The 8,122-nt window shown below is 35.7% G+C and carries 4 protein-coding genes and 4 pseudogenes; 3 read left to right on the top strand and 5 right to left on the bottom strand.

The window, feature by feature from the left end; genetic code table 11:
* Nucleotides 1-502: pseudogene (locus tag V7137_RS21310) on the bottom strand (endo-alpha-N-acetylgalactosaminidase family protein); the annotation flags it as partial.
* Nucleotides 503-778: 276 nt separating this feature from the next.
* Here V7137_RS21310 and V7137_RS21305 point away from each other — a divergent pair.
* Nucleotides 779-1,123: pseudogene (locus V7137_RS21305) on the top strand (IS4 family transposase); the annotation flags it as partial.
* A 256-nt stretch (nt 1,124-1,379) separates the two neighbouring features.
* On the opposite strand, the pseudogene V7137_RS21300 reads toward V7137_RS21305, so the two are convergent.
* Nucleotides 1,380-3,291: pseudogene (locus tag V7137_RS21300) on the bottom strand (DEAD/DEAH box helicase).
* A gap of 226 nt (nt 3,292-3,517) precedes the next feature.
* Between V7137_RS21300 and V7137_RS21295 the strand changes: the two are divergent.
* Nucleotides 3,518-3,904 carry an ABC transporter ATP-binding protein gene (locus V7137_RS21295; RefSeq protein WP_308128759.1) on the top strand — a complete coding sequence of 129 codons (387 nt, stop codon included), beginning with the start codon at nt 3,518-3,520 and terminating at the stop codon, nt 3,902-3,904.
* Nucleotides 3,905-3,935: 31 nt separating this feature from the next.
* Nucleotides 3,936-4,238, top strand: coding sequence for a hypothetical protein (locus tag V7137_RS21290; RefSeq protein WP_335699926.1), 303 nt, complete (start codon nt 3,936-3,938; stop codon nt 4,236-4,238).
* Between the two features lie 145 nt (nt 4,239-4,383).
* Here the strand turns inward: V7137_RS21290 and V7137_RS21285 are convergent.
* The 3 genes and pseudogenes from V7137_RS21285 to V7137_RS21275 all read right to left on the bottom strand — a co-directional run.
* Nucleotides 4,384-5,073, bottom strand: a pseudogene (locus tag V7137_RS21285) (hypothetical protein); the annotation flags it as partial.
* Entirely contained in the window at nt 5,064-5,456 is a 393-nt protein-coding gene (locus V7137_RS21280) for an HD domain-containing protein (RefSeq protein WP_218346638.1), read from the bottom strand. The gene V7137_RS21280 and the pseudogene V7137_RS21285, both read right to left, overlap by 10 nt.
* 43 nt (nt 5,457-5,499) lie before the next feature.
* Nucleotides 5,500-8,122, bottom strand: a 2,623-nt coding sequence (locus tag V7137_RS21275; RefSeq protein ID WP_335699925.1) for an AAA domain-containing protein, incomplete at its 5' end; no start/stop codon positions are given.

The following is an 8,122-nucleotide window of genomic DNA, read 5'->3' as shown; positions in this document are numbered from 1 at the left end:
AATTGTGATTTGGAATTTCAATTGTTTTTACGATTTTGTTGTCCACAATTTTTGTAATATTGAATTCTAAAATATTATCTTTAACAACCAGCTCAGCAGTAATAACTGCAGAGATATTGTGACTAACGTCTATTAAAGTCATCTCATACGTTATTTTATCAGATGAAACTTTTGCTTTTACTTTTGGTTTTACTGCTACGTCATTAATAAGGATTGTATCTAATGCCTCAGTCTGTCCGTAAAAAGTATTCCCTGCTCCATTTCCAGATTTTAAATCGTACTGAATTACTCTTGGAAATTTCACATCGACGAGAACGTCCATTTGTTTAGAAGAAATAACCGTTTGTGCACTTCGTGGAATGAATTGACTACCTTCTTGTTTACTATCCGTGTTCCCCTTTGCTAATATCAGAGAACTATTCGCAAACCATGTAGAACCTACCATACAACCAGCTAAAAGTACTGCAATCGTTTTACTATACTTTTTTCTTGTATTTTTCATAAATACCCTCCTCTGCTTGTACTCTAGATTACTTTTGTCAAAGCGCTTTCACAAGAGAGATGTTGTCCTCTTTTTTAGAAATATTGTTTTTTGTAATATTCAATAACTCAACTTTCGCACCAATAAAATAAGTGCAAATCGTTGACTGTGCTAAGTTCAGAGTCTATCTATTCTGTTGATTGACAAACCTAATAAAAAATGAAAAACACCTCGTTCTTTGGTATAGTGTGATTGACTAGAATACACTATCAACAGAAGAGGTGCCTCCTATATGAGACTAAATCACTTTTAAACCTTCAAAAAGAGTTCCAAAGTCGTTCCTATGATGGGCTGATTAGCCATACCACTATTGTGTTTGCTCGTTTTATTGTGCTGTCGTGGCAAAATCGTTGTAATACCGATCAACGCACAATAGGAGGTCTGTTTTACGAATTATGTGATAAAGTAAATGAACTTGATTGGGCTGTTGCATTACAACAGTTGATTGAGCTTCTTAAAGACGCACTAAAACAGACGAATAAGAAAATCAAAAAATTAATTCAAAGTTAACTTGAGCAGTGGATCTCTGTCCTTCCTAGTTATATCAAGGCCTATTTGCCGATTTCACTCTGCGAAAGTTGAGTTAATAACTAAATTTTCCTATTTTGTAATAAAGCATTAGGTTTACCTGAGTCACGGTCATTTGGTGGAAGTGGATAGAGCTGACATAGTTGCAGGTTATGTAGGGCAAACGGCAATTAAGACGGTATGAAGACATGGTATTCATTCCTCCTAAAACACCATCAACATTAAATAAAGAGTCTTTATAAAAAACTGAGACTAAACAGATACGTTCACTTACCAATTCCTGGGGGATAACAATGTAGATCTTACTATTCTATTTTATCTTTACAAACCCACTTTTCTTCTGGTTCCTCTCGAGTAAAATCCGATCCAAATAGTGTGTAAATTCGGATTCACAGGAATAAGACAAGCAAAGATATTCCTTCGCCCTTGTCATTCCGATGTAGAATAAAGAAACCTCTCTTTCCTTATCCTCTTCAAGGGGAAATGGCATGGAATCCACATTGACAATACACACGGCTTGGAAGTCGAGTCCCTTACTGCTATCAATGGTACTTATTTTGATCTTTCCATCTTCTTTTTGAAAAGATCGCTTGGACACGTCATTCTCGGTAATCCAGTAGTTAGGCAATCCCAACTCAGCTAATGAACGTTTAATAATATCCACAATCGGATATTTATGTGTCCGCTTTACTCTGTAAAGGATTAACATTTCTTCTAGCGGTACTTTCCTCTCTTCATGGAGCCTTTTCATTTGCCTCGCAACCATTCTCATTTCAGCAAAGAAATTGGCTGCTCGAATGATACCAGGCTCTGGCCCTTTCCGTTTCGTGCTTTGCGGAGCAATGATTTCACCTTCAATACTACGATTTACGACCTTATTTTTAAACATCGAATGCTCACGATAAAATTCCCAGGCAAACTTAACGATTTGGGCAGTATTTCGATAGTTGATAGACAATACCTTTGACCGGCCTTGAAAAGATAAACCGGTATCCTGCAAATATGATCGTTTTCGTCTATAAATCGTTTGTGCTCGATCTTCTACCAATAAGAGGGACTGGGTATCCGTATTGATTAGCAAGCTGACTAGACGGAGCCAATCCGCGTCAAAATCCTGCCCTTCATCTATCAATATCGCATCATAGGATGGAAGAATGGTTTCTTTCCTATCGATTTTATCGATGATTTCTGAGAGATTCTGCTCGCTTATCTTTAGATCATTCTTAAGCCAAGCATGAAAGTTCCGAACGATTATGTTTTGATTTTGTACAGCCTTCATAGTTGGATCAAAATCAAATAGATCCTCTGGTTCATTTAGCATATGATTAATCATTTGCTGGATCGCATTGGCCAGGGAGATATTATAACAAAGGATAAGTATCTTCCAATCGGGATTTTGTCTTGACAACATCTTTGCTCGACTGGCCAATATTATCGTCTTCCCGCTTCCTGCCACCCCACGAATCAAACGGTTTTTATCACCAATCTGTTTCGCTAAATTCTCCTGATGGAGATCCATTGTCTTAATATCATGTAGTGACAGTAAAAGCTGATCTTGGTAAGGAACAGGCGCCTTAAATTCTGCACTAATTCGAACTTCAGGAAATAAATGATAGCGAATAGCATTAATGTCTTCGATCGAAAGTGGTTCCTTTAAACGATATGGAATCACAAACATATTCAAAATTTTCTTCCATCAAGATTTCTTCCGAAAAGCCCTCTTTTTCAGAGTCAATTTCATCTCTTGTTAAGCAAAGATTTGGTTCAATAACCGTGTAAAGTCCATCTCTAATAAAGTCCTTCGTATACAATCTCGTAAAGACGACACCGTATCCATAAGGGAACTTCAATTTTTTCAATTTATGTTTTCCATCTGTCTCTATTAGATTCTTATCTCTTTTAAGGACATCAGCGATCTTAAACATATAGTCTCTCGCCTGGTTCATGGGGTTGGGGATAATGGTTTGATCACCATTTGCTGCCACGATATGCCATTCATCATGATTAATTTGCAAAAGTGTATTTCTAGTATAATCCTTCACTTCCAACACAACCATGCCAAGGTCCGGACCAATAATCACAAAATCTGGTTTCTTCCCTTGAATTTCCGGTTCAAAATAAACAATATAATCATCTGGCAGATAGGTTTTTAAAGTTCGGAAAAATAACCGCTCACCCGTTGTGGCAGTGGACCTAATCGTTTCAGGTATAGTAATAGCCATAATAACCGCTCCAAAAGTTGCATTTTCCTTCATTATACTACAATTAGTGCAATCGACCTAAATTTTTACATAAATCTTCTATAATTGTAAAACCCCCCTATTATTTTAACAATTATCTACTAAAATACACAAAATTCCCCAAAGGCATTGTTTTTTCAATTTTTTCATTTAATAATAGAAATGATAAAATTTACCTACATAGAACACGAGATTGAAAGAAAGTGGAGTGGATACCTTGTTTAAAGGAATTCTTGAAAAATTATTTAATACAAACCAACATACAAAACAAGTAGAGGTCCAAGCGATCAGCCAAGCTGAAGTTGAGGCGTTAGTAGAGGCAAAAATTAGGGAGCATGCGGCAACATTACAAACTACTACAAATGATCAATCGATCCAGAATCAATCCACTAATCAGGAAGATTACACCCTAACCCAAAAGCAAATTGAATATGCGCTCTCTATACTGGAAAAGATCAAGCCGGAATTCGAACTAGCGATCGATCCAGCTCAATTGACTATTAAGGATTTAAATAGATTAATTGCTTATAATCGTTATAAAAATAAAGGGACACTTGTTAATCTAATGAAAAAAGAAGTACTGAGGAAAACGTAGGAAGCTAATAAATACGGTATAGGAGACCAACATGGAGAGAAAAAGACCAATATTACAAAACAAATCGGAAATACCGGTAAACATTTATAAAGGGGAAGATCTACTAGCGGAATGTCCATCCATTCAAGAGGCAGCAAGATTTTTCAAGAATCATAATGGTGCTAAACGCTTTAACTGGTCGGCTATAAATAACGGAATTTGGTTTGATGAACCCTATTCCATAAATGGTGCAACCTATTATTTCTTAACCGATCCAGCGGCTGTTAAGAAGAAACTAGATAACTTGAAGTCAAAACAGAACGAACAAATAGAATTCAATACAAACACAATTTGAAAGATTTATTTGTTCTTCCAATAATTAGAGCTGCCTTCTATTCGGGCAGCTCTTTAAAAGTATACTTTAATATTGTTGACACTTTTTACCCTATTACATTCTCTTAAATCGGTTGTTCAAAAATACTAAGTTAAACTTCCTCAAATTATTGAACAAGGAAATTCTTACCTTTCCGTTCAAAATGATAATGTAGGCGGTATTCACATATTTCTTTTGTCCAGTTAAAGAGAGATATTTCTTCTTCTTTTGCTACTTCAAGGTTTAACATAAATGTATCTTGTTCATATGTAATTAACCCTTTTGAGCTGCCACTCCATTTTGTCATCGGCATTGAAGCAATCAGTTTGCTAACCCCGCTTTCATCATAATCCCATAATTTTTTGGCACCTTTATCGGAGAAATCAATTCTTTTCCGATGTTCTTTTTCCATTAGGTATTGATGAAAGAAAGGTGCTACTTCGATAGAGGAAATGGGATGATACCAATTCGAGACTCCCTGCTCCAACATAGCCATTAATATCACCATTTTATAACTTTTGGCCATACCCGTTTTTTCTACTTCAACGAACCAATTTTCATATCGATCATAAACTTCTATCTACTGATCTGTTAATTCCTCTGCCCATTTAAGAAATCCAAAGTACGAACTAAATTCCTGTCTGTATTGTGGAGAATCTGATGCACCCTTTAAATGTAATTCCAAATACGATGGTCTTCCACCAAGATCTCTTTTTAAATCCATGTAATCATTAATTAACTTCTCCCTTCGCGGGTGGCGTTTCCGGGACATTTCTTTGAGAAGGTTAATTACATTTACATCTAAATTTAGGTCACACGGTCTTCCTTAATGGATTGCAGATTATGTAATTTATCAGCAGTGATGACTTGTATTTCCTCTATTGATAATTCTTTTAGCATATCGATGGTATGTTGTTTTCTTTCATACCAAGGGAGGGTTTTATCAGGTTCAGAAGCAGCTCTTACTAAATCCGCAATATGCTCTCCAAAATTCTCTACTAAAGTTTCATAATTTGTATCGGTATCTTCAAGAGTATCATGAAGGATAACTGCAGCGATGACAGAATCTGAACACTTCTCCTTTTGCAAAAGCATCCCCACCGCAAAAGGATGAGAGATATAGGGAATATCTGTTGATTTCCTCGTCTGATTTCGATGTGCGATAGAAGCAAAATTTATTGATTTTTGAACGATATTCATCTGGATTTCCTCCTTGTGATTTCCACTTTTATTAAGTTTTATTTTATATTGATTCGGCAACCTCTGATTTTATTTTAAAGATATCATTCAACGTTTCCCTCAAGCGTTCCTCTTCCCTGCTCTCAGTAGTTTTCATTCTGAGGATAGGAATCCCATACTTTCGTAAAATTTCATCCTTCATTTTATCACGTTTTAACTGGTTAGGATTGTCGGCGTGGTAGGCATGTCCATCTACTTCAACAACCAAGACAGGCATTTTGTCCAGTTTATTAAAAATAACAAAATCAGTGTGCGTTAAAATGTTCATGGCATATCGGTGTTCGTCCTCCGTTAGCTTTACCGGATCTTTTATCAGCATACGTAATGGCTGATGCAGTAACCAGTCAAGACTTTGGAATTCTGGTAAACTCAACACCTTTTCAATTACAGTATTCATGAGATTTTCCGATTTATAATCCGAAACCTTTTTACTTTTTTTCAACACGTCAAGTAATTTGTCAGAATAGCTGTTGTAAAGCAGGTCAAAAACGGAGTATATTTGGCTCTCGATGATCCCAAAATTATTATATTGAATATATCTTACCAAATCGCCAATATTCGTTCCTTTCCATCTCTCGCTGCCATCAGATACAACCACAATCAATTTACGAACGGCACGTGAAACCGCCACATTGATTAGATTGGAATTGTCAGCAAAGTCATTCGGTTCATTATAATTCACTACCGTAGTAAGGATAATGACGTCTCTCTCTCTCCCTTGAAATTTATGAACGGTGTCTGCATCTATTTTTCGAGTTCCAATCGTCTTTTGTAGTACATCCGTCTGTAAACGGTATGGTGAGATAATCCCTACCGTTTCATTTTCTTCATTTATTTTTTGGTCAGGGATAATTTCGTTAAAAACCACGTCAATTTGACGCTGATTCATCCTTCCCCTTGCATGATTCCCTTTGGCTGCCTTGTACAAAACAAGTGAATGATCATTATCCTGTTCTTTTGTTAATATAATCAGCTCATTATTATAAAACTTTTGATTACAAAATCCGACGATTTTCGGATGACAGCGATAATGCTCTCTTAAGAGTGTTTTAGGAATCGTCTTATATAAGCTCAAGAAAGAAGACAATAAACTATGGTCTTCAAAATTGTAGGCCTCAGCCATTCCAAAAGACTCAATAATTCTCCTCGTTTGATTGGCAACATCGCTCGAAACAACATTCGGGAGCTGTTTAACATCGCCAACAATCACTGCATTTTTAGCGCAAGATAAGGCTAGAGCACCTGTAACTATGTCCACCTGCGATGCCTCATCAATAATGATGTAATCAAAGAGATAGTTTTGGGCTGCACTGTTTCGCAAAGAATGAGTCGTACTTAGAGTAACCGGATACTCATTAATAAAAGACTTATTAAGATTGTCCTTCCACAATGCATCACCTGTAAATATTGGCCTGCTTCCACCCCTGTACTTTTCAGCCAGTTTTGCCTTATATAAGTCCATTGAACGACGGCTATATTCCTTCATTTCTTGTTCAAAGCTATAGTTTTCAAGCGTAATTGAAATTGATTCGATTTGCGAGTTTAACTCGTCCATTTTTTTCTCGTAAAAAGACTTTTGTAAAAAAGAAACCACTTGATCCGGTGGAATTTTATAGAGCTTTAAGTTATAGATTCCATAAACAAATAAATTATAGATTTTATTCTTGAATGTGATCTTACCTTTGTTCAGATTTTGTTTGAATTCTAATAGAATCCTTAAAATCTTTTCAGAACTTAATTTTAAGAAAGACTTTAGATATAAAGGTTTAAACTTTGATTGCTCATAATACCGCATAAAATATTCATATTCCGTTTGAAAATTTGATAGTTCCTGCTTAAGAATAGCAAGCTTATTTTGATAATCGAGCATTTCATCTAATTTTCTTTGCGATGCAACTAATTCAGCTTGAATCGATTTATATTCTGAAAGCGGTAAAGTCCACTCACTCATAGTAGGATATGTATTTTTCTGATTAGCAAAGAAAATAGCTTTGTTTTGATTGTTGCCAAGATAAGCTACAATAAAATCAACGTCGTACTTTTGAAGTTTTTCAAGGACATTAGCTGTAGCAGAATTATTATTACTGACAACCGCAACAGTCTTATCATTCATCACCGCATTCGCGATAATGTTCAGGATTGTCTGGGTTTTTCCAGTCCCCGGAGGTCCCTCAATGATACTAACCTGGTTTATTAAGGCCTTTTCCGTTGCTGATTTTTGGCTGATATTAAATCCAAAAGGATAGAAAGTCTTAACTTGTTTATTTTCACCATCAAAAGGGATCCCGGATAAATAAGCAGCTAAAACACTGCGGGGACTAATCATGGAAATCTTTTCATACTGCTTACTGAGAAAACTATTGTCCTTTTCATCCTTTATACTCACGTATCTGGCTAAAGTTTTTAGATAATCAAACGTACCACGTGCTGAATTATTAGATAAACAGGTTTCCTCGATTACAAGACTGGATCGCTTATAGATCTTTTTATATCCATTTTTAAATACAAGTTTTATATAATCACCAAAATTAAGGATTTTGGTCATTCCTGTTATTGAGTGATTATTTTCGTAAATCAAAATAGTTTTAGGATCCATCAGTTTTGGGTCTTTAAGCCAAATAATATTT

The sequence above is a fragment of the Neobacillus drentensis genome, assembly GCF_036962765.1.
In the GTDB taxonomy this organism is placed as follows: Bacteria; Bacillota; Bacilli; order Bacillales; family Cytobacillaceae; genus Neobacillus; species Neobacillus drentensis_C.
The sequence above is the reverse complement of the archived record's forward strand: the minus strand, read 5'-3'. Positions and strand labels throughout refer to the sequence as shown.